Origin of the sequence: Brevibacterium daeguense (assembly GCF_021729135.1) — a bacterium.
Classification (GTDB): domain Bacteria; phylum Actinomycetota; class Actinomycetes; order Actinomycetales; family Brevibacteriaceae; genus Brevibacterium; species Brevibacterium daeguense.
Genome location: NZ_JAJTWW010000008.1, coordinates 113,222 through 136,924, shown reverse-complemented (window position 1 = coordinate 136,924; position 23,703 = coordinate 113,222). Strand labels below are relative to the sequence as shown.

26 protein-coding genes are annotated in these 23,703 nt (G+C 69.2%); 16 read left to right on the top strand and 10 right to left on the bottom strand.

All coding sequences use genetic code 11. The annotated features are described in order from the left end of the window. Positions 1 to 67 precede the first annotated feature (67 nt). The 7 genes from LXN01_RS08620 (at position 68) to LXN01_RS08590 (ending at position 8,036) form a co-directional block, all read left to right on the top strand. On the top strand, positions 68 to 2,707 hold the full coding sequence (locus tag LXN01_RS08620) for a GcvT family protein (RefSeq protein WP_236864255.1): 2,640 nt from the start codon (positions 68 to 70) through the stop codon (positions 2,705 to 2,707). Then, positions 2,704 to 3,579, top strand: coding sequence for a methylenetetrahydrofolate reductase (locus LXN01_RS08615; protein WP_236864254.1), 876 nt, complete (start codon positions 2,704 to 2,706; stop codon positions 3,577 to 3,579). Before LXN01_RS08620 ends, LXN01_RS08615 begins: the two co-directional genes overlap by 4 nt. Before the next feature lie 136 nt (positions 3,580 to 3,715). After that, a complete protein-coding gene (locus LXN01_RS08610; RefSeq protein WP_236864253.1) occupies positions 3,716 to 5,062 on the top strand; it encodes a glycine cleavage T C-terminal barrel domain-containing protein in 1,347 nt (448 codons plus the stop codon). A 185-nt stretch (positions 5,063 to 5,247) separates the two neighbouring features. Further along, positions 5,248 to 5,718, top strand: a complete 471-nt coding sequence (locus LXN01_RS08605) for a pyridoxamine 5'-phosphate oxidase family protein (RefSeq protein ID WP_236864252.1) — start codon at positions 5,248 to 5,250, stop codon at positions 5,716 to 5,718. 21 nt (positions 5,719 to 5,739) lie between these two features. After that, positions 5,740 to 6,582: an alpha/beta fold hydrolase gene (locus LXN01_RS08600; protein ID WP_236864251.1), complete on the top strand. Its 843-nt coding sequence runs from the start codon at positions 5,740 to 5,742 to the stop codon at positions 6,580 to 6,582. Between the two features lie 96 nt (positions 6,583 to 6,678). After that, positions 6,679 to 7,581, top strand: a complete 903-nt coding sequence (locus LXN01_RS08595) for a sulfurtransferase (RefSeq protein ID WP_236864250.1) — start codon at positions 6,679 to 6,681, stop codon at positions 7,579 to 7,581. Then, positions 7,578 to 8,036 carry a SufE family protein gene (locus tag LXN01_RS08590; protein ID WP_236864249.1) on the top strand — a complete coding sequence of 153 codons (459 nt, stop codon included), beginning with the start codon at positions 7,578 to 7,580 and terminating at the stop codon, positions 8,034 to 8,036. The genes LXN01_RS08595 and LXN01_RS08590 overlap by 4 nt, the downstream gene beginning before the upstream one ends. On the opposite strand, the gene LXN01_RS08585 is transcribed toward LXN01_RS08590, so the two are convergent. Both LXN01_RS08585 and LXN01_RS08580 read right to left on the bottom strand, forming a co-directional pair. Continuing rightward, positions 8,008 to 8,337 (bottom strand): ArsR/SmtB family transcription factor, encoded by a 330-nt coding sequence (locus LXN01_RS08585; RefSeq protein WP_236864248.1) that lies wholly within the window; start codon positions 8,335 to 8,337, stop codon positions 8,008 to 8,010. The genes LXN01_RS08590 and LXN01_RS08585 overlap by 29 nt on opposite strands. Beyond that, positions 8,337 to 8,861, bottom strand: a complete 525-nt coding sequence (locus tag LXN01_RS08580; RefSeq protein ID WP_236864247.1) for an SRPBCC family protein — start codon at positions 8,859 to 8,861, stop codon at positions 8,337 to 8,339. The genes LXN01_RS08585 and LXN01_RS08580 overlap by 1 nt, the downstream gene beginning before the upstream one ends. Positions 8,862 to 9,044: 183 nt before the next feature. On the opposite strand from LXN01_RS08580, the gene LXN01_RS08575 reads away from it, so the two are divergent. The 3 genes from LXN01_RS08575 (at position 9,045) to LXN01_RS08565 (ending at position 10,981) form a co-directional block, all read left to right on the top strand. Continuing rightward, positions 9,045 to 9,800, top strand: coding sequence for a helix-turn-helix transcriptional regulator (locus tag LXN01_RS08575; RefSeq protein ID WP_236864246.1), 756 nt, complete (start codon positions 9,045 to 9,047; stop codon positions 9,798 to 9,800). Between the two features lie 83 nt (positions 9,801 to 9,883). Next, positions 9,884 to 10,330, top strand: a complete 447-nt coding sequence (locus LXN01_RS08570; protein WP_236864245.1) for a VOC family protein — start codon at positions 9,884 to 9,886, stop codon at positions 10,328 to 10,330. A 9-nt stretch (positions 10,331 to 10,339) separates the two neighbouring features. After that, a complete protein-coding gene (locus tag LXN01_RS08565; RefSeq protein ID WP_236864244.1) occupies positions 10,340 to 10,981 on the top strand; it encodes a dihydrofolate reductase family protein in 642 nt (213 codons plus the stop codon). A 95-nt stretch (positions 10,982 to 11,076) separates the two neighbouring features. Here LXN01_RS08565 and LXN01_RS08560 read toward each other — a convergent pair whose 3' ends face one another. Continuing rightward, the gene (locus LXN01_RS08560; RefSeq protein WP_236864243.1) at positions 11,077 to 11,664 is read right to left on the bottom strand and encodes a histone deacetylase; all 588 of its coding nucleotides are present in this window, start codon (positions 11,662 to 11,664) and stop codon (positions 11,077 to 11,079) included. 187 nt (positions 11,665 to 11,851) lie between these two features. Here LXN01_RS08560 and LXN01_RS08555 point away from each other — a divergent pair, with 187 nt between their 5' ends. Genes LXN01_RS08555 through LXN01_RS16340 form a run of 3 tightly spaced genes read left to right on the top strand, consistent with a single transcriptional unit; the run spans position 11,852 to position 15,492 of the window. Continuing rightward, positions 11,852 to 13,171: an acyl-CoA dehydrogenase family protein gene (locus LXN01_RS08555; RefSeq protein ID WP_236864242.1), complete on the top strand. Its 1,320-nt coding sequence runs from the start codon at positions 11,852 to 11,854 to the stop codon at positions 13,169 to 13,171. Next, the gene (locus LXN01_RS08550; RefSeq protein WP_236864241.1) at positions 13,168 to 14,556 is read left to right on the top strand and encodes an LLM class flavin-dependent oxidoreductase; all 1,389 of its coding nucleotides are present in this window, start codon (positions 13,168 to 13,170) and stop codon (positions 14,554 to 14,556) included. Before LXN01_RS08555 ends, LXN01_RS08550 begins: the two co-directional genes overlap by 4 nt. A 36-nt stretch (positions 14,557 to 14,592) precedes the next feature. After that, positions 14,593 to 15,492, top strand: coding sequence for a helix-turn-helix domain-containing protein (locus tag LXN01_RS16340; RefSeq protein ID WP_236864240.1), 900 nt, complete (start codon positions 14,593 to 14,595; stop codon positions 15,490 to 15,492). Here the strand turns inward: LXN01_RS16340 and LXN01_RS08540 are convergent. Genes LXN01_RS08540 through LXN01_RS08525 form a run of 4 tightly spaced genes read right to left on the bottom strand, consistent with a single transcriptional unit; the run spans position 15,485 to position 18,146 of the window. Further along, positions 15,485 to 16,720: an NAD(P)-binding domain-containing protein gene (locus tag LXN01_RS08540; RefSeq protein ID WP_236864239.1), complete on the bottom strand. Its 1,236-nt coding sequence runs from the start codon at positions 16,718 to 16,720 to the stop codon at positions 15,485 to 15,487. The two genes, LXN01_RS16340 and LXN01_RS08540, sit on opposite strands and share 8 nt — an antisense overlap. Next, positions 16,717 to 17,301 carry an HhH-GPD-type base excision DNA repair protein gene (locus tag LXN01_RS08535; protein WP_236864238.1) on the bottom strand — a complete coding sequence of 195 codons (585 nt, stop codon included), beginning with the start codon at positions 17,299 to 17,301 and terminating at the stop codon, positions 16,717 to 16,719. Before LXN01_RS08535 ends, LXN01_RS08540 begins: the two co-directional genes overlap by 4 nt. 41 nt (positions 17,302 to 17,342) lie before the next feature. Then, the gene (locus tag LXN01_RS08530) at positions 17,343 to 17,807 is read right to left on the bottom strand and encodes a GNAT family N-acetyltransferase (RefSeq protein WP_236864237.1); all 465 of its coding nucleotides are present in this window, start codon (positions 17,805 to 17,807) and stop codon (positions 17,343 to 17,345) included. Between the two features lie 60 nt (positions 17,808 to 17,867). Continuing rightward, entirely contained in the window at positions 17,868 to 18,146 is a 279-nt protein-coding gene (locus LXN01_RS08525) for an acylphosphatase (RefSeq protein WP_236864236.1), read from the bottom strand. Between the two features lie 261 nt (positions 18,147 to 18,407). Here LXN01_RS08525 and LXN01_RS08520 point away from each other — a divergent pair, with 261 nt between their 5' ends. Beyond that, entirely contained in the window at positions 18,408 to 19,253 is an 846-nt protein-coding gene (locus LXN01_RS08520) for a DNA-formamidopyrimidine glycosylase family protein (protein WP_236864235.1), read from the top strand. On the opposite strand, the gene LXN01_RS08515 is transcribed toward LXN01_RS08520, so the two are convergent. Further along, on the bottom strand, positions 19,246 to 19,917 hold the full coding sequence (locus LXN01_RS08515) for a protein-L-isoaspartate O-methyltransferase family protein (protein WP_236864234.1): 672 nt from the start codon (positions 19,915 to 19,917) through the stop codon (positions 19,246 to 19,248). The genes LXN01_RS08520 and LXN01_RS08515 overlap by 8 nt on opposite strands. A gap of 133 nt (positions 19,918 to 20,050) precedes the next feature. Between LXN01_RS08515 and LXN01_RS16335 the strand changes: the two genes are divergently transcribed. Beyond that, on the top strand, positions 20,051 to 21,079 hold the full coding sequence (locus LXN01_RS16335; RefSeq protein WP_336885256.1) for a ChaB family protein: 1,029 nt from the start codon (positions 20,051 to 20,053) through the stop codon (positions 21,077 to 21,079). Between the two features lie 26 nt (positions 21,080 to 21,105). On the opposite strand, the gene LXN01_RS08500 is transcribed toward LXN01_RS16335, so the two are convergent. Then, on the bottom strand, positions 21,106 to 22,152 hold the full coding sequence (locus LXN01_RS08500) for a DUF808 domain-containing protein (protein ID WP_236864233.1): 1,047 nt from the start codon (positions 22,150 to 22,152) through the stop codon (positions 21,106 to 21,108). 102 nt (positions 22,153 to 22,254) lie between these two features. Here LXN01_RS08500 and LXN01_RS08495 point away from each other — a divergent pair, with 102 nt between their 5' ends. After that, positions 22,255 to 22,656, top strand: coding sequence for a YchJ family protein (locus LXN01_RS08495; RefSeq protein ID WP_236864232.1), 402 nt, complete (start codon positions 22,255 to 22,257; stop codon positions 22,654 to 22,656). Between the two features lie 7 nt (positions 22,657 to 22,663). Here the strand turns inward: LXN01_RS08495 and LXN01_RS08490 are convergent, their stop codons facing one another. Then, entirely contained in the window at positions 22,664 to 23,572 is a 909-nt protein-coding gene (locus LXN01_RS08490) for a patatin-like phospholipase family protein (protein WP_236864231.1), read from the bottom strand. Between the last annotated feature and the right edge of the window lie 131 nt (positions 23,573 to 23,703).

Below are 23,703 nucleotides of genomic sequence, written 5' to 3'. Positions count from 1 at the left end.
GCGCCGCAGCGCCGTGCGTAGGCTGGTCCCACCTTGCACTTCGCGCTCAGCAACGGGGGTGGCGCACATGTCGGAAGGTCCTCACGCCTCGGCCGTGGCAGCCCGGGGACCGGCAGTCCTCATCATCGGTCTGGGGGTCGTCGGGGCAGCCGTCGCGGATGAGCTGGCCCAGCGCGGATGGCAGCGGCTGACGATCGTCGAGCAGGGTCCGCTGTTCGCCACCGGCGGCTCGAGCTCGCACGCCCCGGGGTTCGTCTACCAGATCTCGCCGGTCAAGGCGATGAGCGAGCTCGCCCAGCGGACCCTCGACAAGTTCGACGGGATCACCGTCACGGACGGCTGGGTCGCCAAGCGGGTCGGTGGGCTGGAGATCGCCACCACCCCCGAACGCCTCGCCGAGCTGCACCGGCGCCACAATCTTGCGGAGTCCTTCGGGGTGCCCTCGCGGCTCCTCGATCCGGGGGAGACGGCCGAGGTGTGGCCGGGCCTGGATGTCTCCGTCGTGCACGGCGGGCTCCACACGCCCACGGACGCCGTGGTCAAGAGCGTGCGCGCGGTCGAGTTCCAGGCCCGCCGTGCGCAGGCCGCCGGCGCTCGCATCCTGGACCGGACCCGGGTCACCGCGATCCGCACGCACCGCGGCAAGGTCACCGGCGTCGACGTCCGCCCGGTCGGAGGCTCACCGGAGGCCCCGGGGCAGACCATCGACGCCGACATCGTGATCTCCTGCACGGGACTCTGGGGGCCGGGCCTGCTGCGGGACCTGGTGGGGCTGGAGATCCCCATGCTGCCGGTCGAACACGGGTTCGGGCTCAGCGAGCCGCTGGCCGGCCTGCGCCACATCGATGAGGCGACCGAGGTGGTCCGGCCCATCCTGCGGCATCAGGATCATGCGATGTACCTGCGCGAGTGGGGCGATCGGATCGCCATCGGGGCGTACGAGCACCGCCCGATCCCCGTCGAGCCGGAGCAGATCAGCAGCGCGGAGGAGGCGGCGGCCTCGGGAGTGCAGCCGGCGATCCACCCCTTCACCTCGGAGGACTACCTTCCGACGTGGGAAGAGGCCCGACGCCTGTTGCCGGAGCTGCAGAGCTCCTCCCTCGACACGGCCCGCGCGTTCAACGGCATCTTCTCCTTCACCCCCGATGGCGGACCCCTGCTCGGGCCGGTGCCCGACATCGAGGGCCTGTGGCTGGCCCAGGCGGTGTGGATCACCCAGTCCGGCGGGGTCGGCCAGGTGATCGCCGACTGGCTGACGACGGGGGATCCGGGAATCGACACCCACGGACTGGACCTCAGCCGCTTCGATCCGGCGGTCGTGTCCCGGACCTGGTCCCGCCAGCTGGGGGAGGAATCCTACGACGAGGTCTACGACATCATCCACCCGCGGGCCGACACGCTGCGTCTGCGCGGCCTGCGCACCTCACCCTTCCACGAGCGGCAGCAGGCGCTCGGGGCGGTCTTCGGCTCGGCGAACGGGTGGGAGCGGCCATTGTGGTACGAAGCGAACGCCGAGGCGGGCCGCCCGATGCTCGGGAATCGACCGCTGCCGCCGCGGGATCGCTGGTCGAGCAGGCACTGGAGCCCGACCGCAGCAGTCGAGGCGCGTGCGCTGCGCGATGGTGTCGGGGTGGTGGACATGTCCTCGCTGCCGCGCCTGATGCTCACCGGTGAGGGCGCGACGGAATTCCTCGACAGCGTGCTCAGCCGGCCGGTCGGGAAGTCGGTGGGCAGCATCGTGTACGCCCTGCTGCTCGATGAGACGGGCGGCGTGCTGTCGGACATCACCGTCGCCCGCCTCGGCGAGGAGGAGTACCACCTGGGGGCCAACGGGAATCTCGACGCCGCCTGGCTGCGACTGCAGATGCGCCGCCGCGGAGTCCACCTGCACCTGAGCGACACGGGCGCCGGCCACTGCGGACTGGGCCTGTGGGGGCCCAAGGCGCGCGAGGTGCTCTCCGCACTCGTGGAGGACGACATCTCCCGCGAGGCGTTCGGGTTCTACCGGTGCCGGCGCCTGCGGGTGGCAGGCGCCCCGACGCTGGCGCTGCGGCTGAGCTACGTCGGTGAGCTCGGGTGGGAGCTGTACACCCCCGCCGAATTCGGCAGGCACCTGTGGGACGCGGTCTTCTCCGCGGGGCGGGAGCACGGGATCGTGCCGGTCGGTCGGCGGGCCTTCGAGTCGATGCGGCTGGAGAAGGGGTACCGGCTGTGGGGCACGGACGTCACCCGCGAGCACACCCCGGCCGAGGCGGGCCTGGACTTCGCTGTCCGCGGGCCGGCCGCCGAGCGGCCGGCAGCCCGGCCGGTCGACCGAGGCCGAGGGGCGCCTCGGCGGCTGTGCTGCCTGGTCGTCGACGATCCGGCCGAGGTGCTCATGGGTTCCGAGCCCGTGTACCCGCTCGCGACTCCCACCCGCGCCGCGACGTCCTCCGGGGCTGCCGATGATGCCGTGGCTGCTCCCGATGCCGGCCCTGCTTCCGGTGCCGGGGCTGCTTCCGGTGCCGGGGCTGCAGAACCCATCGGGTACGTGACGAGCGCCGACCAGGGCTTCAGCACCGGGCTGTCCATTGCCTACGCCTGGCTGCCGGCTGAGCTCGCCGCACCCGGCCGGCGCGTGGACATCGCCTACTTCGACCAGCGCTACCCCGCGACGGTGTGCGAGGAGCCGCTCTTCGACCCGGCCGGCACGAGGATGCGGACATGAGTCCGCGGCGGGCGCTGAGTGTTCGCGTCCTGGGCGACGAGCACAAGGAGGCGCTCGCGGGCCTGCTCGGCAACGTGAGCTATGAGGTGATGCCGTTCCGCTCGGCCGAGGAGCAGGTGCTCGCCCACGTGCCCACCGACATTCCCCTGACCGCCACGGTCACCGGGGGCAAGGGCGTGGAGCCGACGATCCGCCTGGCAACCGCGCTCGCAGGCCAGGGCTACGCGATCGCCCCGCACCTCCCGGCCCGCATGGTGCACGACGCGCTGGAGCTCGACGAGATCCTCAGCCGCTTGGAGGACGCGGGCATCGACCGGCTGTTCGTCATCGGCGGGGACGTGGACGAGCAGGCCGGAGAGTTCCCCGACGCGCTCAGCCTGCTGACGGCGATGCGGGAGCGCGGCCATGCCTTCTCGACGCTGGGGATCGCCGGCTATCCCGAAGGGCATGCGTTCGTCGCCGCGGACGTCATGGCCGCGGCGCTGCGGAACAAGGCGCCGCTGGCCACTGCGCTGCTCACCCAGATCTGCTTCGACGCCGACACCGTCGTGCGGTGGGCCGCCGACGTGGCCGACGACGGCATCGAGCTGCCGATCCACGTCGGCATTCCCGCCCCGGCGAGCAGGCAGAAGCTGGTGCGGATCTCTGCCGGCCTGGGCCTCGGGCAGTCGGCGAACTTCCTGCGCAAGCAGCGGAGCATGCTGTGGCGATTCTTCACGCCGTCCGGGTACGACCCGACTCGCCTGGTCGTCGGCCTCGCGCGGGCGCTGCCCGGCTCTGCGACCCGGATCAGCGGGCTGCACGTGTTCACCTTCAACGAATTCGCCGGCACCGAGAGCTGGCGCCGGGACCTGCTGGCCCAGCTGTCCTGAGCAGTCCCAGCACCCCTTCCCCGTGGGGCCGTCGAGGGGCTATTCTGGGCACACCCGAGCGTATTACGAAACGTGTTTCTTAATACGCAACACACCTGCAGGTCAATGGGGACCCGTACAACAGCAGGAGAGCCAGATGAAGGCCAACGACCCATCCGCCAACTTCACCGTGTCGGCCGGGACCGCCAACATCCCGTCCGTCGACCAGTCCGACCGTCGAGTTCCGATCAATCTGCGCCAGTCCGGCCCGACCCCGGTGGAGATGCTCATCGACACCCGCGTCCGGAAGTCGCCCTACTGGCACCTGTCGATGGCGGCAGGGTGCTGGAGGGCCTCCGTCTACAACCGCATGTATCACCCGCGCGGCTACGTCCGGCCCGAGGACGGCGGCGCGATGGTGGAGTACGACGCGCTGGTCAACCACGTGACGCTGTGGAACGTGGCAGTCGAGCGTCAGATCCAGGTCAAGGGGCCGGAGGCGGCCCAGTTCGTCGATTTCGTCATCACGCGGGACGCCACGAAGATCCCGCCCATGCGCGCCCGCTACGTGATCCTGTGCAACGAGGCAGGGGGAGTGCTCAACGATCCGGTGCTCCTGCGCGTGGCCGACGACGAGTTCTGGTTCAGCCTCTCGGACTCGGACCTGATGTTCTGGCTGCAGGGCGTCAACGTCGGACGCCGGTTCGACGTCGAGATCAACGAGATCGACGTCGCCCCGGTCCAGATCCAGGGGCCCAAGTCGACAGCGCTGATGGCAGATCTCGTGGGCGACGAGGTGCGCGAGCTGCCGTCCTACGGACTGCTGGCCGGGCAGATCGCCGGCTGCGAGGTCATCGTGTCGCAGACCGGGTTCTCGGGGGAGAAGGGCTACGAGATCTACCTCAAGGACGCGACGGTGCACGCCGAGGCGCTGTGGAAAGCCGTGCTCGAGGCGGGAGTCGCCCACCAGCTCGCGGTGATCGCGCCGGCCCATCACCGCCGGATCGCGGCCGGGATCCTGTCCTGGGGACAGGACATGGACGCTGAGACCCTGCCCTTCCAGGTCAACCTGGGCTACCAGGTCCCACGGAAGAAGGCGGCGGACTACATCGGCAAGGCCGCGCTCGAGTCCGCACGGGAGGCGATCGAGGCCGGGAATCCGCCGTTCACCCAGCAGCTCGTGGGGATGCGGCTGGGCGGAAAGCCGATCGACGACTATGCCCCGGACTTCTGGCTCATCAGCGCCGAGCGGGACGGGGAACCGGTCGGCTACGTCACCTCACCGTGGTTCTCCCCGGAGCTCGGCGGGAACATCGCGATGGGCTTCGTTCCCGTGACGGCCGCGGACATCGGCACCCAGCTGTGGGTCCACCTGCCGGACCGCTACGCGGAGGCGCCGGGGCAACCGGTCGAAGCCGAGGTGGTGGCGATGCCCTTCCGCGAGTCGGCGAACCCGAACCAGCGGGAGCGGCTGGCGGTGCGAGGCCTCGACGCGGCCCTCTGACCGGGCTGGGATTCGCAAGGTCACACGGTGCCGGGGCGCTGGGACGCCTCGGCACCGCTGCCGGAACCGGTTCTCAGGGCACGGAGCCGGACCGCTCTCCGCTCCGGATCGTCACGGTCGAGGCACTACACTCGTCAGCACGGGCAGCAGCGACCGGAACGCACCCCTTGTCCAGGAGGCGAACAATGGCCGATCACCATGATCCCGGCAGCGCAGTCACCGAGCTGAGCGCCGACCAGTGCTGGGAACTGCTGCGCTCGGGGGATGTCGCCCGGCTCGCAGTGATCGTCGACGATCATCCCGACATCTTCCCTGTGAACTACGTGGTCGACAGCGGAACGGTCGTGTTCCGCTCGGCGCCGGGCACCAAGCTCACGGCTGCGCTCGCAGGGCCGGTCGCCTTCGAGGTCGACGGCTATGAGCAGCAGTCGGGCAAGGCCTGGAGCGTGGTGCTCAAAGGGCGAGCGCAGCAGATGCGGGACGTCGACGAGCTCAACGACTCCTTCGACCTGCCTCTGTTCCCGTGGCAGGCGGGGCGGAAGGGCACGTTCGTGCGCGTCGAGGCGGCCTCGATCACCGGGCGCCGCTTCCCAGTCGCCGCCCGCTCGTCGTGGACCTCGCCCTACCGCGACCGGCCGCGCACTGCGCCCGAGTAGTCTTCGGGCTACGCTGGCAGAGTGAGCAGCGAATCCGTGTCCCATAGCGCCGAAGACGTCCGTCTGAGCACATCGGAGGTCGGGGCGGGAAGCCGCAGGGTGGTGTTCCTCCACGGCCTGATGGGGCGCGGAAAGAACTTCACGAGCATCGCCAAGGCACTCGCCGACGACTTCCGATCACTCCTCGTCGACCTGCCCAACCACGGCGACTCCGGATGGACCGAGGACTTCGACTACGCGGAGACGGCCGATATCGTGGCGGCGCAGCTGCGCGCCGGCTTCGCCGCCGACGGTCCCGTCGCCGTGGTGGGCCACTCGCTCGGCGGCAAGGTCGCGATGGTGCTTGCGCTGCGGCATCCCGAGCTGGTCTCCGCGCTGGTCGTCGTCGACATCTCGCCCGTTCCCCGCGACGACGGCGAAGGCGAGTTCGAGCACCTCCTCGGCACCCTCTCCGCGCTCGATCTAGCGGCGCTCGACAGCCGCACCGATGCCGACGAGGCGCTGTCCGAGCCGATCGGCGATGCGCGGGTGCGGGGCTTCCTGCTGCAGAATCTGCGCCGTGTGAAGGATGCGGACAGCGGCCGGTCGTCGTTCGCCTGGCAGCCGAACCTGCACATGCTGTACCGGGCGCTGCCGCAGATCGGCGGCTTCCCGGACCCGGGCGGCGCCCAGTACGAGGGACCGGTGCTGTGGGTGGCCGGCGGCGACTCGGACTATGTCCGCGACGAGGACGCCGACAGCATGCGCGAGCTCTTCCCCCGCACCACCCGCATCTCCATCAAGGGTGCCGGGCACTGGGTGCACTCCGAGCGGCCCGAGGAATTCATCTCGACCGTGCGCTGGTTCCTCACCCGGGGCGACTAGGTTCATCCGGCCGCCGGGAATCACGACCCGGACGCAGGGAATAGGGTGGGGGCGACACATCGTTGACGGAGCAGAACCGACTCACACGGAGGAACAGTGACAGCACCGACCGACACCAGCACCGCGAAGTTCGCATCCTACGCAGATCCGGAGCGGCTGGTGAGCACCCAGTGGGTGGCGGACAATCTCGGCACCGACGGCGTCGTGATCGTCGAGACCGATGAGGACGTGCTGCTGTACGAGACCGGTCACATCCCCGGCGCGGTGAAGATCGACTGGCACACCGAGCTCAACGATCCCGTCACCCGTGACTACGTCGACGGTGCGGGCTTCGCCGAGCTCATGGGCGCCAAGGGCATCCGGCGCGAGGACACCGTGGTGATCTACGGCGACAAGTCCAACTGGTGGGCGGCCTACGCGCTGTGGGTGTTCACCCTGTTCGGTCACGAGGACGTGCGCCTGATGGACGGCGGCCGTGCCAAGTGGATCGAGGAGGGCCGGGAGACCACCACCGAGGCACCTGAGCGGGACCGGTCCGAATACCCGGTCGTCGAACGCCGCGACGAGGAGATCCGCGCGTTCCTGCCGGAGGTCCTCGACCACCTCGGGAAGCCGCTCATCGACGTTCGCAGCCCGGAGGAGTACACCGGTCAGCGGACCCACATGCCCGCCTACCCCGAGGAGGGGGCCCTGCGCGGTGGTCACATCCCGACCGCGCACTCGGTGCCCTGGGCGAAGGCGGCCAATGAGGACGGCACCTTCAAGAGCGCCGACGAGCTGCGCGCGATCTACCAGGATGACCTCGGGCTCAAGACCGATGACGACGTCATCGCCTACTGCCGGATCGGCGAGCGCTCCAGCCACACCTGGTTCGTGCTCCGGCATCTGCTGGGGTTCGAGAAGGTCCGCAACTACGACGGCTCGTGGACCGAGTGGGGCAACGCGGTGGCCGTGCCGATCACGCAGGGTCAGGAGCGCGGGGAGGCGCCGTCACGATGAGCACCGACACGTCACCCCTGCCCGGCGGACTGCAGGAGATCGCCGACGACTTCGCCGCGATGGCGGAGCCGGACCGGCTGCAGCTGCTGTTGGAGTTCAGCAACGAGCTGCCGGACCTGCCGGCGCGCTACTCCGAGCATCCCGAGCTGCTGGAGCCCGTCCCGGAGTGCCAGTCGCCGATCTTCCTCGTCACCGAGGTCGCCGACGACCCGGAGTCGACGGTGCGGCTGCACTTCAGCGCTCCCGCCGAGGCTCCCACCACCCGCGGATTCGCGGGCATCCTCCACGAGGGCCTCGACGGCCGGCCGGCTGCGACCGTGCTGTCCGTCCCGGCCGAGCTGCCCCTGCGGCTGTCGTTGGAGAACTCGGTGAGCCCGCTGCGCCTGCGCGGGCTCAGCGGCATGCTGGCGCGGATCCAGCGGCAGATCAGGGAGAAGACTCAGCTGCCCGCTTGATGGCCGCCAATCGGCGATCCCAGGTCTCGCCGAGGCGGATGAGGTCGTCGCCGAGGGCGCTGAGTCGCGAGCCCAGCGGCAGATAGACGATTTCGCGTCCTCGGCGCTCGGTCGCGATCAGACCCGACTCCCGCAGCACCGCGAGGTGTTTGGCGATCGCCTGTCGGCTGATCGGCAGGTCCCGGGCCAGCGCCGAGGCGGAGCGCGGCTCCTGCGACAGCCTCACCAGGACGGTCCACCGCGTCGGATCGCCGAGGGCGGCGAATGCCTCGGACAGCTCGACGGGCGACAGCCGGCTCATCAGCGCACCTCCTCCTGCTGCGAGGCACGCTCCGCGTGCGCGCGAGCGAGTGCGAGCTCCTCCTCCCAGCCCTGCGTGTTCTCCTCGACCTGCCTGCGACGCTCGGCCTCGCTCCCGGGCAGGGACGAGAATCCGCTCTCGACGACGCGCAGGGTGCATGTCGCATCCCCGGCCTCCTCGATCCAGAACTCGACGAGGGTCGAGGGCGGGGGAGCCGACTGACCGGGGGCGCCGCGGTCGGCTCCGTCCGCGCCTGAGCCGGCCGGGTCGTGGTCCGGGTCAGGCGGCTCCGCGATCCATCTGAATGCCGCGTACCGGGGCGGGTCCAGGGTCTCCGTCCTGATGAGGAACTCGCCGTGCACGGGATCGTGGACCGCAGTCACACCGTCCCCGCGGTCGTCGAGTCGGTGCTCGACGAGAGCGCCGTCGTTGATGAACCATCCCGGTTCGGATATCAGCTCCCACACCGTTCGGGCCGGAGCCGAGATCTCCGTGCGACGCTCGATCCGATCTGCGATTGCCATGTCTGCCTCCTCTGGCACTGCATCGTCTTCTTTGACCGCAACTCCATAGTTGCACTGACTCGTTCGTTATGCAACCCCTGGGTAGCAGATAGCGCCGGCTGGTGCTGTTCTCCGCCGGGATCGAGTGGCACACTGGGAAGGCATGTTCGTTCGCTGATCGGGCTGCTTCGATGAGGAGGCGCAATGCCCAGCACGCTGCAGCACGCCGACGCCGCCCATGCGGCGGCGCTCTTCGTGCGCGACAACCTCGCCGAACCCCTGTCGGTGGCAGACATCGCCGACCACGTGGGCTACAGCGAGTTCCATTTCACGCGCCTGTTCGCGCGGGCCTTCGGGTGCTCGCCGGTGCAGTACCTGGCGGCGCAGCGCTTCCAGCGCGCCAAGGAGCTGCTGGTCGGATCCGACCACACGGTGAGCGATATCTGCTGTGCGGTCGGGTTCTCCTCGCTGGGCACCTTCACCAGGCGCTTCACCTTGGAGGTGGGGGTTTCACCCGGGGGGATCCGCAGGCTCTCCGAGAGCATCGCCGACCGGACGCTGCACGCGTACACGCTCGACGCCCCCGACGTCGTCGGCACGATGACGGGCACCGTCGCCCTCACCGAGCGGGCGCGGACCGTGCTCGGCCCGCTGCCCCAGATCTGGGTCGGACTGTTCGCATCGCCGCGCCCCGCCCGGCGTCCGCTGACCGGCGTGCTGCGCTTCGGAGACGGCGGGTTCACGCTGCGGATTCCCGCGGCCGGCCGCTGGCTGCTGGCCGCCGCCTTCCCCCGCGATGCAGGACCGCACGAGCACCTCACTCCCGCGATCCAGGTGGTGGCCGCGTCCGGGCCGGCCGTTCGGGACGGTGAGCACCGTGACCTCGTGCTCGATTTCGCCCAGCAGGGGGCTCCTCCGCTGCTCACCGCACTGCCGGCAGTCCTCGACGCCGCAGAGTGAGTCGTCAGCCCTGGCGATGAGCAGAATAGGAGTCGTGCAGCGGCGCTTCGGATTCGTACTGTCAATGCATGACTGGATCAGGTTTGACTCAGACCATCGGCACGGCCATGTACCTCAATCTCCCCATCCGCAACGCTGCCGCGGCTCGCAGATTCTGGTCAGACGTCGGAGTCCGCATCTCGGAGGCCTACTCGGATGAGAACGCGGTCGCCCTGGCGTTCAGCAAACATGTGGTGGCGATGCTGCTGCAGCGCGACTTCTACCGGGAGTTCCTCCCGTCGGGCAGGGACATCGCCGACACCTCGGTGAGCAGCGGCTGTCTGATCTGCCTCGATGCCGACTCCCTGGAAGCGGTTGACGAGTTCGTCGGCGCCGCGCTCTCAGCCGGCGGCACCGAGGTGCCGCCGTCCGATCCCGACCCCGCGCAGGAGATGATCGACGCCGGCCTGATGTACGGACGGACATTTCTCGACCCGGATGGACATCAGTGGGAGATCCTCTGGATGTCCTCCCAGATGCCCGAAGGCTGAGGTGGACCGATGCTGCTGACATTGCACACATTCATGACACTCGACGGCGTGATGCAGGGGCCCGGCGGGAAGGATGAGGATACTTCCGGCGGGTTCTCTGCCGGCGGCTGGACGGTCCCCTATACGGACGAGGGCTTCGGCGAGATCGTCGACTCCTGGTTCGCGAAGACCAGCGCCGTGCTGCTGGGCCGGACCACGTTCGAGATGTTCCGCGAGTTCTGGCCGCACGTCGACGACACCGACCCGGTGGCCCGCGTGCTCAACCACAGCCCCAAGTACGTGGTCGCCCATGACGGCTTCGAACCCGGCTGGGAGAGCTCGCACCTGATCTCCGGCTCGGATCCGCTGCCCGCCATCCGCGCCCTCAAGGAGTCCGGGACAGGAGAGCTGCAGGTGCACGGGAGCTGGCAGCTGGCCCGGTCGCTGCACAATGCCGGTCTGATCGACGAGTACCGGCTGGTGATCTTCCCGGTCACCGTGGGCGCGGGGAAACGGCTGTTCGCCGAGGACGGGCCGCCGCGAAGCTTCCGGCCCATCACGACGCGGACGACCGCAGCCGGCGGCCTCTACATCGAGGCCACTCCCGGGGAGCTGCGGCAGGGAACCTACATCGTGGAGGATGGGCGAGAGCGACCCGTGCTCGAGGACTGACGGATTCCAGGGACTGACGGATTTGCAGGGGCTTCGAGGCGGGCTCACCGCGGGAACCGGCTCCTCGGCGGGACCGGCTCAAGCGCCGAAACGGCTCAGGCGGCGACGAGGGATCGCAGGTGCTCCGTCACCTCGGCCTCGTGCCAGCCGTGAGCCTCCTGGAGCCCGTTGGCGATCATCGCCAGGTAGGCCTCGCTTGGCTCGGTGTGCTCGACAGCGCCGGCTCCATGCGGCGACGTGAAGGTCAGCATCGGAAGCCCGTCCCGCCGGCCGACATCGATGAGCGTCTCATAGTGACCCGGCCCGGCACGATGGCGGCCGCCCTCCGGAATGCCCATGAGGACCTCTTCGAGAGGGTCGTCGGGGTCGGGGAGCCGATGCATCTCCTGCGCGGCGATATCCGAGAACTGCTCGGTGGTGACGAGATACGCCTTGGCGGGAGTGGGACCCGGCACATCGTGGTCGTAGAAGGCCACACCGCCGCCCCAGACGTGGGAATCGCCGGCGAAGTAGAGCCGGCCGGGCAATGCGACGCCGGCCTCGGCGCGCGGCGGAGTGGAGTCGCGGGCTCCCAGATAGGTCACCGCTGCTCCCGGTGGGCAGCCGCCCCCGATGTAGCAGCCCAGGCGACCCCGGGACATGTTGGATCCATAGCTGACATACCAGACAAGACTTTCGGACATCCCGTCCACCATCTCAGACTGGCGGCGCCAGCGCTGTTGACCGGCTCACATTCGGGCGTGTCATATCACTCACCGAGGTGACGAACTGTGACGACGACTACACCCGGAGCCGTTGCCGCTGGCTAGATTCCACGAGGTATGCACACGCGCTGCTGCGCGTTCTTGCCTCGACGAAAGGGATTCGCTCATGACAGCCGACATCGCACAGCAGGTCACCTCCTCCCAGGGGACCTCGCGGACGAGGACTCCGAAATCGGCCCCCTCTGCGGTCCTTCCGGCGGATTACGACGCGCTCGCGGAGATCCTCCACCCCCTGTTCGATGAGATCGCCCGGGGCGCTCTGCGCCGGGAGCGCAATCGTGAGCTGCCCTTCGCCGAGGTGCGGCGGCTCGACGAAGCAGGGTTCGGCACACTCAGGGTTCCCGCCGAGCACGGCGGTCCCGGTGCGAGCATCGAGACCTGCACCCGGCTGCTCATCGACCTCGCCCGGTCCGATTCGAATATCGCCCACCTCTACCGGTCTCACTTCGGCTTCCTCGAGTCGCTGCGGTTCCAGCCCCCGCGGATACAGCAGGTCTGGTACCCGCGAGTGCTCGCCGGCCTGACCGTCGGCAATGCCTCCACCGAGAAGGGGGGCAATGCGCTCGGCAGCCTCAACACCGTGCTGGAGCACACGGATGCCGGAGCGGTGCTGTCCGGCCAGAAGTTCTATTCGACCGGCACCATCTTCTCCGACTACACCCGAGTCTCTGCCGCAGTCGAGGGCCGCGACGGACGGCAGTTCGCCGTGGTCGCCACCGACGCGCCGGGAGTGACGATCGACGATGACTGGGACGGCTTCGGGCAGCGGCTCACCGGCACGGGGACCACCACCTTCGCCGGCGTTCCGGTGGCCGAGGACGCGATCCTCGACCGGGTGGCGGGCACGCCCGAGGCGGTCCACGAGGCCGCATTCTTCCAACTGGTGCTGCTGGCCGTGCTCGCCGGCATCGCGCACGCCGCCCGGCATGACGCCGCCACCACCATCGCCTCCCGCAGACGCACCTTCAACACCGGCTCAGGGCTGCCGTTCCGCGAGGATCCACTGATCCAGGAGGCGACCGGGCGGATCGCGGCCAAGGCGTTCTCCGCCGAGGCGACCGTGCTCCACGCCGCACGCGCACTGGATGCCGGGATCGACGCGGCCATCGCAGCGGGTGCGGATCGCCCCGACTACCAGGGCGCCGTGCCCGAGGCGCTGCACTGGTCGGAGATCGCCGTCGAGCATGCGCAGGTCACTGTGCCGGAGCTTGCGCTGGGAGCGGCGCAGGACCTGTTCCTGACTGTGGGCGCCTCGGCGACGTCGACCGGGAAGGCGCTCGACCGTCACTGGCGCAACGCGCAGACCGTCGCCACCCACAACCCGATCGCCTTCCGAGCACGGGCACTGGGCGACTACTGGATCAACGGCACCCTGCCGGAAGGCCTCAGCGCGATCGGCGACGCGAGCGGGAAGGAGAAGGCATGAGCACATCACCCCGCCCGATCCTGCTCAACGCCTTCGACATGATGGTCCCGGTCCACCAGTCACCCGGACTGTGGCGCCATCCCGGCGCCCGGGTGGCCGACTACACCTCGCTGTCGTACTGGACGGACCTCGCCCGCACACTCGACAGCGCCGGCTTCAGCTCCCTGTTCCTGGCTGACATCCCCGGGGTCTACGACGTGTACGGCGGAAGCGCCGATGCCGCCGCGCGTGGGGGAGTGCAGTTCCCGTTGCTCGACCCGCTCGTGGCGGTGCCGGCGATGGCGGCCGTCACACAGAGCCTGGGCTTCGGCGTCACCGCCTCCGTGACCTACGAGCAGCCGTATCTGCTGGCGCGCACGCTGAGCACGCTGGACCACTTCACGAACGGGCGGGTGGCCTGGAACATCGTCACCAGCTACCAGGACTCGGCCGCCAGGAACCTCGGTATGGAAGGGCAGATCCCGCACGATGAGCGCTACGACCGGGCCGATGAGTACATGGAGGTGATGTACAAGCTCTTCGAAGGCTCCTTCGAGCCGGGTGCCGTCGCGGCCGACGCCGCAGCCAACGTGTTCGTCGATCCGGCGAAGGTCCACCCGATCGGCCACGCAGGCAGCTACTTCTCGGTGCCCGGGCAGGCATTGGCCGCGCCGGGTCCGCAGCGCACCCCGCTGCTGTTCCAGGCCGGAGCCTCCAAGCGCGGCCAGCAGTTCGCCGTCGACCATGCCGAGGCGATCTTCTTCTCCGGCGGGACCCCGCAGCTCGTGCGCGGGTGGGCGGACGGCGTGCGCGACGGTCTTCAGATGCGGGGCAGATCCCGGGACGCGGTGAAGATGTTCACGCTCGCCACCGTCATCGTCGACGAGACGGACGAGGCGGCCCAGGAACGGCTGGCAGAGTACACGGAGTACGTGGACACGGAGTCGGCACTTGCGCTGTTCGGCGGCTGGACCGGCGTGGACCTCTCCGGTGCCGAGCCCGACTCGCCCCTGGAACACGTGGCCACCGATGCGAACCAGTCCGCGCTCGCATCCTTCACCACACTGGCCGGCGACCGCACCTGGACGGTCCGGGACCTGGCAGAGTTCGTGGCCATCGGCGGGCGCGGTCCGGTGATCACCGGATCTCCCGCAACGGTGGCAGACGAACTCGAACGGTGGATGGACGAGGCCGGAATCGACGGCTTCAACATCTCGGCCGCCGTCCGCCCTGCAGACCTGGAGCGGTTCGGCCGCTTCGTCTCGCCCGAGCTGCGTCGGCGCGGACTGCTGCAGGAGCCGCGGATCGGAGCCACCGTGCGCGAGCAGATCATGGGGGCGGGGCCGCATCTCGCCGAGGACCACCGGGGTGTCGGGTATCGGGTTCGATCGCAGCAGGATGACTGATCGGCGGGTGCCCAGGCGGCCTGCTACCGTGTGAGCGTGATCGAGCAGGTCCCGCCTGACGATACGCGGGGCATCATGTCCCCGCGCGCGATGCTGCGCCGCGTCGACTTCCAGCGCTCCGCCGCGCCGTCGGAGCTCGCAGGACTCGCCGCCCACGTGTGGTTCGTCGCCTGGGACCTGCCGCCCGGGGAGGAGCACCGGCAGGATGTGCTCGCCCACACCGCGGTCAACATCAGCGTCGGCCCTGCCCCGCCCGCCGGCCCGGACCCACCGCCGGGGCCGTATCCGCTGCGGATGTACGTCAGCGGGGTCACGACCGGACTGACGACCCGGGTGCTCAGCGGCAGCGGCTGGAATCTGGCGGTTCGCACGACCGTCGGCGGATTCGGTGCATGGTGGGACGATGTCGCCTCGATCAATGACGTCGAGGTCCCGGCGGAAGAGCTCTTCGACGCCGATGTCTCACCACTCGTGGACAGGATCGCCGAAGCGGGCATCGAGGAGGCGCGGATGCTCCTCACCGGGTGGATGATCGACCGGCTGGCGACTCGATCCGGCGACACGATCAGCACCGCACGAGAAGTCGCCCGCGTCGCCGCGGCAGCCGAATACGACCGCGAGCTGGTCCGGGTCGAAGAGCTGGCGGCTCTGGCCGGAGTGTCTCCGCGGACCCTGCAGCGGACGTTCCTGCGATACGCCGGTGTGTCCCCGACCCGGGTGATCCGACGGTACCGACTGCTCGACGCCGCCGAAGCCGCACGGGACGGCCACCACATCGACTGGGCGGAGCTGGCCGCCCGCCTCGGCTACGCCGACCAGGCGCATCTGACGCGTGACTTCACCGGCAGCATCGGGCAGAGCCCGGCCTCGTATCTGGCAGCCCAGCGCACGAGGTCCTCGGGTGGGACCGCTCCCGAGCGCGGTCGCGCTATCTGAGCCCGAGGCGCTTCAGGGCCACCCGCGACGCGCGCCTCCCGGCCCGGGTGGCGCCGATCGTCGAGGCGCTGGAGCCGCAGCCGACGAGCAGCACGCGGGAGTCGACGACGACCTCGACCTCGTTGCGGACTGTGATCCCGCCGCCGGGCTCGCGCAGCTCCAGGGGAGCGAGGTGGTCGAGCGCCGCCCTGAACCCGGTGTTCCAGAAGATCACGTCGACCTCCTCGAACCGAGGCTGTGGGAAGGGCTGCCACGATTCCGGCACCTGCAGCTCGCGCGCGGCCGAGGGACCGAGTCCGCCGGCCCCTCCGGGAAGAGCGGCGGCCTGTGCCTGGGCCTCTGCTGCTCCGGGGAAGTGCACGCCGGAGGGATGGATCTCATCGATCATGCCTCGGCTGACGAGAATTCTGTCCTCAACCGCTCTCATGTACTCGGGCAGCTGGGGGATGCCGGTGGTGCGGACGACACTGGCAGGATTCTGCCCGGCTTCCGTGCGCTCGCGGACGGCAGCCTCGACGTCGCGCCCCCATTGGGTGTTGAAGGCCACCGGGCTGAAGTTCGGCGGCCGGCGCGTCGTCCACAGCGTCTCGGTGACAGGACCGAGCTCCAGGAGGAACTGCACCGCGGAGAGCCCGCCGCCCACGACGAGCGTGCGCCGGCCGGCGAAATCCTCGGCACGCCGATAGCCGACCGTGTGCAGCTGCCGGCCCTCGAAGGAATCGATTCCGCGGATATAGGGGACGAACGGGCGGGTCCAGGTGCCGGTGGCGTTGAGGACATAGCGTGTTCGCACCGACGTGGGCTCACCGCGCAGATCGAACTCGATGCGCAGAGGTCCGCTGCGCTCCTCCGCGGTGTCGGAGACGACTGCATTCACGCGTGCGGGGCGCACGACAGCAAGGCTGAAGTCGTGCTCGTAGCGACCGTAGTAGTCGGCCACCACCCGGGAGGCGGGAACCTCCGGATCCGGCTCGCCCAGCTCAGACCCGGGCAGGTCGGCGATGCCGTGTGCGCGGCCGAGCGTGAGCGAGTCCCAGCGATGGCGCCACGCCCCACCCGGTCCTTCGTTGCCGTCGAGGACGAGGAAGTCGGAACCGGCGCGCAGGCCCGCCCGCACCAGGCCGTGAGCACCTGCCAGCCCCGCTTGGCCGGCACCGATGACGACGACGTCGAACAGGTGCTCCGGATCCGGCAGGCTCGCGGCTCCGGAGGGCTCGTCCGTGCTCACGACTTCTTCGCGGCCTTCGCCTGCGCTTTCATCTGCTTCTTGAACGCGCGCACTTCCGCCAGCGACTGCTCGTCGGTGACGTCGGCGATGGATCGCCGGGCCTCCGGGTCCCCGTAGTCGCCGGCTGCCTCGCGCCAGCCGTCGGCCTCGAGAGCGAACTGCTTGCCGAGCAGGGCCAGGAAGATCTGCGATTTCTGGGCGCCGAATCCGGGCAGGGCCTTGAGTCGCTTGAGGATCTCCCGACCGTCGGGCGCGCCGTCGGTCCACAGCGCCTCTGCGCGGCCGCCGTAGTCGTCGACGATCACCTGCGCGAGGTTCTGCACGCGGCCGGCCATCGATTTGGGGAACCGGTGCACGGCAGGGGACTGCGCGAACACCTCGACAAGCCCCTCCGGGTCGTGACCGGCGATGATCTCCGGATCCAGCCGTCCCAGCCGCTGTTCCAGCTTGGCGGGTCCCGCGAAGGCGGATTCCATGGTGACCTGCTGGTCGAGCAGCATGCCGATGAGCAGGGCGAAGGGATTGCGGGCGAGCAGCGCATCGGCGTCGCGGTCGCCGGACAGGTGAAGTTCGTGCGGCATGCCAATCATTGTGTCACCTTCGGACCCGTCTGGCTGTGGCTTCACAGTTCCCGGATGTAGAAGAGCATGCGGTGATCCTGGCCCGGCTCGATGTTCGTGAAGCCGTGGCGTTCGTAGAAGCGGCGGGTGTCGACGTCGACCTCGTCGACGTTGATGTGCAGTTCGCCGGCATTGCGTTCGCGGACCGTCGCGACGGCAGCGCGGAGCAGGGCGGTGCCGATCCCGTGATCTCGCAGCTCGGGCACGACGTAGAGCTCCTCGAGCTGGGCCAGGGGACCGTCGAAGTAGGGGCTCGGTCGCAGCGTCAGGAAAGCCAGACCTGTGGGTCGATCGACACGACCGGAGAGCAGCACGATGACGTCATCGCGAGTGAGAAGGTGACTGAACCGGTGGGCGAATTCCTCGGCGCCGGGGCCGGGGGCGCCGAACTCGGCGTTGAAGTCGTGCAGCATCTGCCCGATCACCCCCGAATGCTCGGGATCAGCGTGGAAGACCTCGTCAGCCATGGAGACAGTATGACCTGACAGCTGCCGGCACGACAGAGGTGATCAGCGCACTCGAAAGTCTCAGCGGACCTCGAACTCGGCCGGAAGGTCGGACTGGTCGAACTGGACGAGAGGCTCGGTGACGACTGATTCGACGACAGCGGCATCAGGACCGATCCGGCTCCAGTCGACGAGCGCATCGACGGCGTCGTCGGAGCCTGCGAAGACGGCCTCGACCGATCCGTCCTCCCGATTGCGCACCCAGCCCCGCACCGAGTGGCGGCGGGCGACCTGTCGGCAGGTGTCGCGGAAGTACACGCCCTGCACGTTCCCCGTCACGACGACGCTGACAGCCTTCATCCGCGAGTCTGCCCGTGCGAGTCGCTGTTCATCATGGATCCACGGTAGCCCGAGCGGCAGACACCGCAACAGAGGAACGGGATTCACGGCTCATGGAGTCACCCCGGGGCCGGCGACCGGGAGCCGACGCCGCAGGGAGACTGGCGCGGCGAAGCGACGCTTCGGGTTGGGCGGGCTTCTCAACTTGTCCTGTACGATCACCACCTGCTGACACCCGCAAGGATCTACCCGGCAGCTGCGAGCGTCGCGCATAATGGTGCCATGCCGGAGCTTCCCGAAATCGATGCGCTGGCCGCCTTCTTCACCGCAGAAGCCGTCGGCGACTTCATCGCCGCGACCGAGGTCGCGGAGCTCAGCCTGCTCAAGACGTTCGAGCCTCCGCTCGAAGCGCTGCACGGATTGGAGCTCACGGGCGTCAGCAGGGCCGGCAAGCGCCTGGTGCTGGAGTTCGACGGACTCGAGCTCGTCTTCGGCTTCGCCCGCGGAGGCTGGATCGTCTGGCACCAGCAGGCGCCGAGCAGCCGGGTGAAGATGGGACGCGGGCCTCTGGGCATGCGCGTGCACCTCGCCTCCGGCGCCGCATTCGACCTGCGCGAGGAAGGCAGCAAGAAGAACGCGGCCGCCTACGTCGTTCAGGACCGGGCGGAGGTTCCCGCGATCGCAGCGCTGGGTCCGGACGCTCTGACGATCAGCCTCGACCAGTTCGCCGCGGTGCTCGCCGGCTCCCGAGCGCGCATCAAGACGGTCCTGCAGGACCAGCACCTGATCGCCGGGATCGGCAACGCCTACTCGGATGAGATTCTCCACTTCGCCCGAGTCTCCCCCTACGCGGCGGCGAACACTGTCGAACCGGAGCCGGTCCACGACGCGCTGCGCCGGCTCCTCGGCGCAGCGCGCGAGGCTCTGATCGGCCTGCCGCCGGGCAGGATCAAGGCCGCCAAGCAGAAGGGTCTGCAGGTCCACGGCCGCACGGGTGAGCCGTGCCCCGTCTGCGGCACGTCGATCGCCGAGGTGTCCTTCTCGGAGAGGTCGATGCAGTACTGTCCCGGTTGCCAGACCGGCGGCAAGAGGCTGTCCGACCGCCGAATGGACCGCCTGCTCAAATAGGGTCCCGTCCGCGGTCCTTCGCCTCGTCCCGGATCAGCGGGACGAAGGTGTAGAGACCGTGCCTGGTGTCCTCGACCTGACCATCGGGACGCTTGCGCAGGCGGCGCATGTGAGTACCCACGGGGATCACGAGGATTCCCCCGGGCGCCAGCTGATCGAGCAGCTCGGTCGGCAGCGTGTCGGCCGCCGCAGACACCAGGATCCGATCGAACGGCTCATCTTCCGGCAGCCCGAAGACTCCTGGAACAGCCTGGCGCACCTCGGCCCAGCCCATGCCCTGGGCAGCGACGGCAGCGCGAGCGCGACGGGTGATCTCCGGAATCCGCTCCACTCCGATCACCTCGCCGGATTCGCCCGTCAGCCGCGCGAGGATCGCGGTGGTCCACCCGGAGCCGCAGCCGATGTCAAGGATTCTGGTGCCGGGCACGACCTCGAGGAGTTCGATCATCGCGGCCACCGTCGACGGCTGCGAGTTGGTCTGGCCGTAGCCGATCGGCAGCGGCACATCGGCATCCGCGAACCGGTGCTGCGATTCGGGCAGGAACGGAACCCGGCCGAGCTCGCTCATCACCTGCCGAATCTTCGGGACGGTGGCCGGCTTCGCTGCCCGCCGGCTCACCGGGCCGCGCGGGTGGTCCGAGCCCGACGTCTCGTCCGAGTTCACCGTCCTGCCCTCCTGCCTGCGTGCACCGCACCGGGTCTGCCGCTCATGCTACGTTCGACGGACAACCCTGCCAAGGGCCCGGCCCCGGTGAGGAGGGGCCCAGGCGGGACAGTGCGAGGAGGGGGATGCCACCGTGCCGGCACCGCTGCTGACTTTCGGTCATGGCCGCCTCGACGCTGACGAGCTCGGCGAACTGGTCCGCGGTGCGGACATCGAACTCGTCGTCGACGTCCGGCGCTTTCCCGGCAGCCGGGCCAACGAGGCCGCGGCCAGAGGCGCCATCCCGGATCTGCTCGAAAGACTCGGCGTCGGATACCGATGGGACCAGCGCCTCGGCGGCCGGCGAAACCTGACCAAGGCCGAGGACGAGGCGTCGCCCGACACCTGGTGGCGGGTCAAGGCGTTCCGCGGCTATGCCGCGTGGACCCGATCCGAGGACTTCCGAGCCGCGCTGCCCGACCTGCTCGCCGATGTCCACCGCACCAGAACGGCCGTGATGTGCTCGGAAGCCGTGTGGTGGCGCTGCCATCGACGCATGATCTCCGACGTCGTCCTGCTGGAATCCGGCGTCGAGGTGCTCCACCTCATGCACACCGGCGCGCTGACTGCGCACACCGGCAGCGAGGGCGCGCGGCGCGGCGATGACGGCCGGCTCGTCTGGGACGAAGGAGCTGCAGTGCCTGGTCAGGAGCCTCTGTACACCGCAGTCGGTGATTCCTACGATTGCAGGACGAGCAGAAGGAGAGCTGTGATGCCGAAGACGAACAAGTCGGGCAGGGCGAAGCAGAGCGAGCTGCCCGACACTCTGAAGAAGTCCGATCGGAAGGCGCAGGACACCTTCGCCAAGGCCTACGACTCCGCGGAGGAGCAGTATGACGACCCTTCGCGGGTCGCGGCCACCGCTTGGGCGGCGGTCAAGCACACTCATGAGAAGGTCGGCGATCACTGGGAGCAGAAATCCGAGTCCGGCCCGTCGGATCCGAGTGCGGAGAAGGGCGGGCGCAACGATGCGCCCACCTACGGAGGCGTCGACGCCAACGCGTCGAAGGAGCATCTCTACGGGCTGGCGAAGAAGCTCGACATCGCGGGACGATCGAAGATGAACAAGGAGGAGCTGGTCGAGGCCCTGCAGCGGGCCAGCGCTCGCGCGACCTCGAGCTGAGAACGCTGGATGGAATCCGGCTCGGGTCAGCCTGCGTGGTCCGGCCGCCCGGTGCTCCCGCCGGTCCTGCCGGATCCGGTGCTCCCGGGGCCGGCCTCGCCACTGCCGGCAGCCACGCTGCCCGTGTCGGACTCACTGCGCTCGTGCTTCCGGCCGAAGGGGAGCACATGGAGGACCGCCACGATGATGCTTCCCCAGATGAAGCCGAGGATCAGCGAGAAGAAGGTGTTGACCAACCAGCCGAGGAGACCGCCGACCACCGGCACCGCCGCTGCCGGCACCTCCAGCAGATGGACGAAGTCGTAGAAGACGGTGAAGCCGAGCTCGTCGAGGCCGACGAGGATGATGTGCCCGCCCACCCACAGCATGGCGAAGGTGCCGACGATCGAGATGAAGTCGAGCACCCGCGGCATGCCGGCGACGAGGAGTCTGCCGAACCGCTGCTTCCCGGCTGATTCCTTCTGGGTCAGGCCCAGGCCGATGTCGTCCATCTTCACGATGAGGGCGACTGCGCCGTAGACGAGCACCGTGATGCCGATCGCCACCACCACGAGGATGATCGCGCGGCTGAGCAGCGCCTGGTCGGCGACCTCGTTGAGGGAGATCACCATGATCTCGCAGCTGAGGATGAAGTCGGTGGTGATCGCGCCCTTGACCACCGCGTCCTCGGCCGTCTTGCCCCGGACGACAGCCGGTTCGCCCTTCTCGGCGTGATGGCCGCGCAGCTTCTCCCAGACCTTCTCCGCGCCCTCGAAGCACAGGTAGGTGCCGCCGAGCATCAGGATCGGCGTCAGGATCCAGGGCACGAACTGGCTGAGGATCAGCAGCACCGGCAGGATGATGAGGAGTTTGTTGCGCGCCGAGCCGAACGCGATCCGCTTGATGATCGGCAGCTCCCGGTTGGGAGTGACCCCCTGGACGTACTGCGGAGTCACCGCGGCATCGTCGATCACCACTCCGGCTGCCTTCGCGCTGGCCTTGGCGGCGCCGGCTGCGACATCATCCGCACTCGCCGCCGCCAACCGTGCCAGGGCGGCGACGTCGTCGAGCAGAGCGACCAGACCGCCGCTCATCGGACGGCTCCAGCGGCAGGGGTGCCGAGAGGTTCGGGACAGGTCGTGCTGCGGAGCGTTGTCGACATAGGGTCAGCGTAGACGACCGAAACGAGGAGGACGATGATCGCCGATCACTCGGGCACGTGTCCCTGCGGCGGGCTGCCCGCCGGTGCCGTCCTCGCCGACTGCTGCGGACCTGCGCTGGACGGCACTGTCTGGCCGGAGACGGCCGAGGCGCTCATGCGCTCCCGATACACCGCCTTCGTCCTGCACCACGACGACCATCTGTTCCGCACCTGGCATCCGCGGACCCGGCCGCGCGGGAGGCTGTCGGATCCGACGACGAGATGGCTGGGCCTCACCGTCGAGGACGCCTCCGGGGGAGGGCCGGACGACACCGAGGGGACCGTGACATTCACGGCCGACTGGCGGGACGCCTCGGGAACGGGCCGGCTCAGCGAGCGGTCGGTCTTCGTCCGCCGGGCGGGACGCTGGATGTACCTCGAAGCCGCGGACGACTGAGCCCGGCTCAGGCCAGCCCGAGGAACTCGCGCCAGGCGGGCAGCTCCCGGCGGGACTGCGACAGGCCCAGCCGGTGACTGGCCGCGAGCCTGGACAGGCTCCGCTCGCCGTTGCCCACCGGCATGACCTCCGGGACGAACAGGTGGGCGCGTCCTGCGCGCTCGAGTTCGAACAGCCGTTCACGGGTGTCGTTGTAGCGCTTCCACCGAGTGGTGAGAGCGTCGGCGATGGCGGGATGCCTGCGGAAGTACTGCCGGTAGAACCCGGGGAAGCGCTGCGGCTGCTTGATGTAAGAGCGCTCCTGGCTCAGCACGACGAAGAACTTCTCGCAGCCGTCCTTTTCAGCCTGCGAGAGTGCGATTCCGCCGTCCGCCCCGAGCGCCCCGTCGACGAAGGTCTCGTCGCCGATCCGCACGGGCGGCATCAGCACGGGCATCGTCGACGAGGCGCGCACCCGGATCATCAGATCGGCCATCTCCGGGACGTCCTCGCGGCTGAAGAACACCTCGCGACCCGTTTCTGCCGCGAACGCGCCGATCCGGAACTCCGCCGGATTCGCGCGGAACGTCTCCCAGTCGAAGGGAAGCGCCTGATCGGGCAGCCCGGTCTCCTGATAGATGTAGCGCGCATTGAACAGTCCGTCCCCGCGGAGGAAGGTGCGCATGTCACCGAACTTCGGGTCTGCGGCGAAGTGCACGAAGGAACGCTGGGCCCGAACCGGGTCGCACGAGAGGTAGTTGGCGAGGTTCGAGGCGCCGGCCGAGATCCCGACGACGTAGTCGAAGTGGATGCCCGCCTTGAGCAGGGCCACCACGACTGCGGAGGTCAGGGAAGCGCGCATGCCGCCGCCCTCGAAGATCAGAGCGGTGTCGGTCACGCGCTGGACGGGAGCCTCGGTCTTCGCGGTTGACGTCATGACGTCCATTCTGCACGGGGCCACCTTCTCACCCCGCGTCGCGTCCGCGGCTGCGCTGTCCTTCCACTGCTGCACAGTCCTTCCGGCGGCTGCACTGTCCTTCCGCGGCTACACTGTGTCCTGTTGTCCCA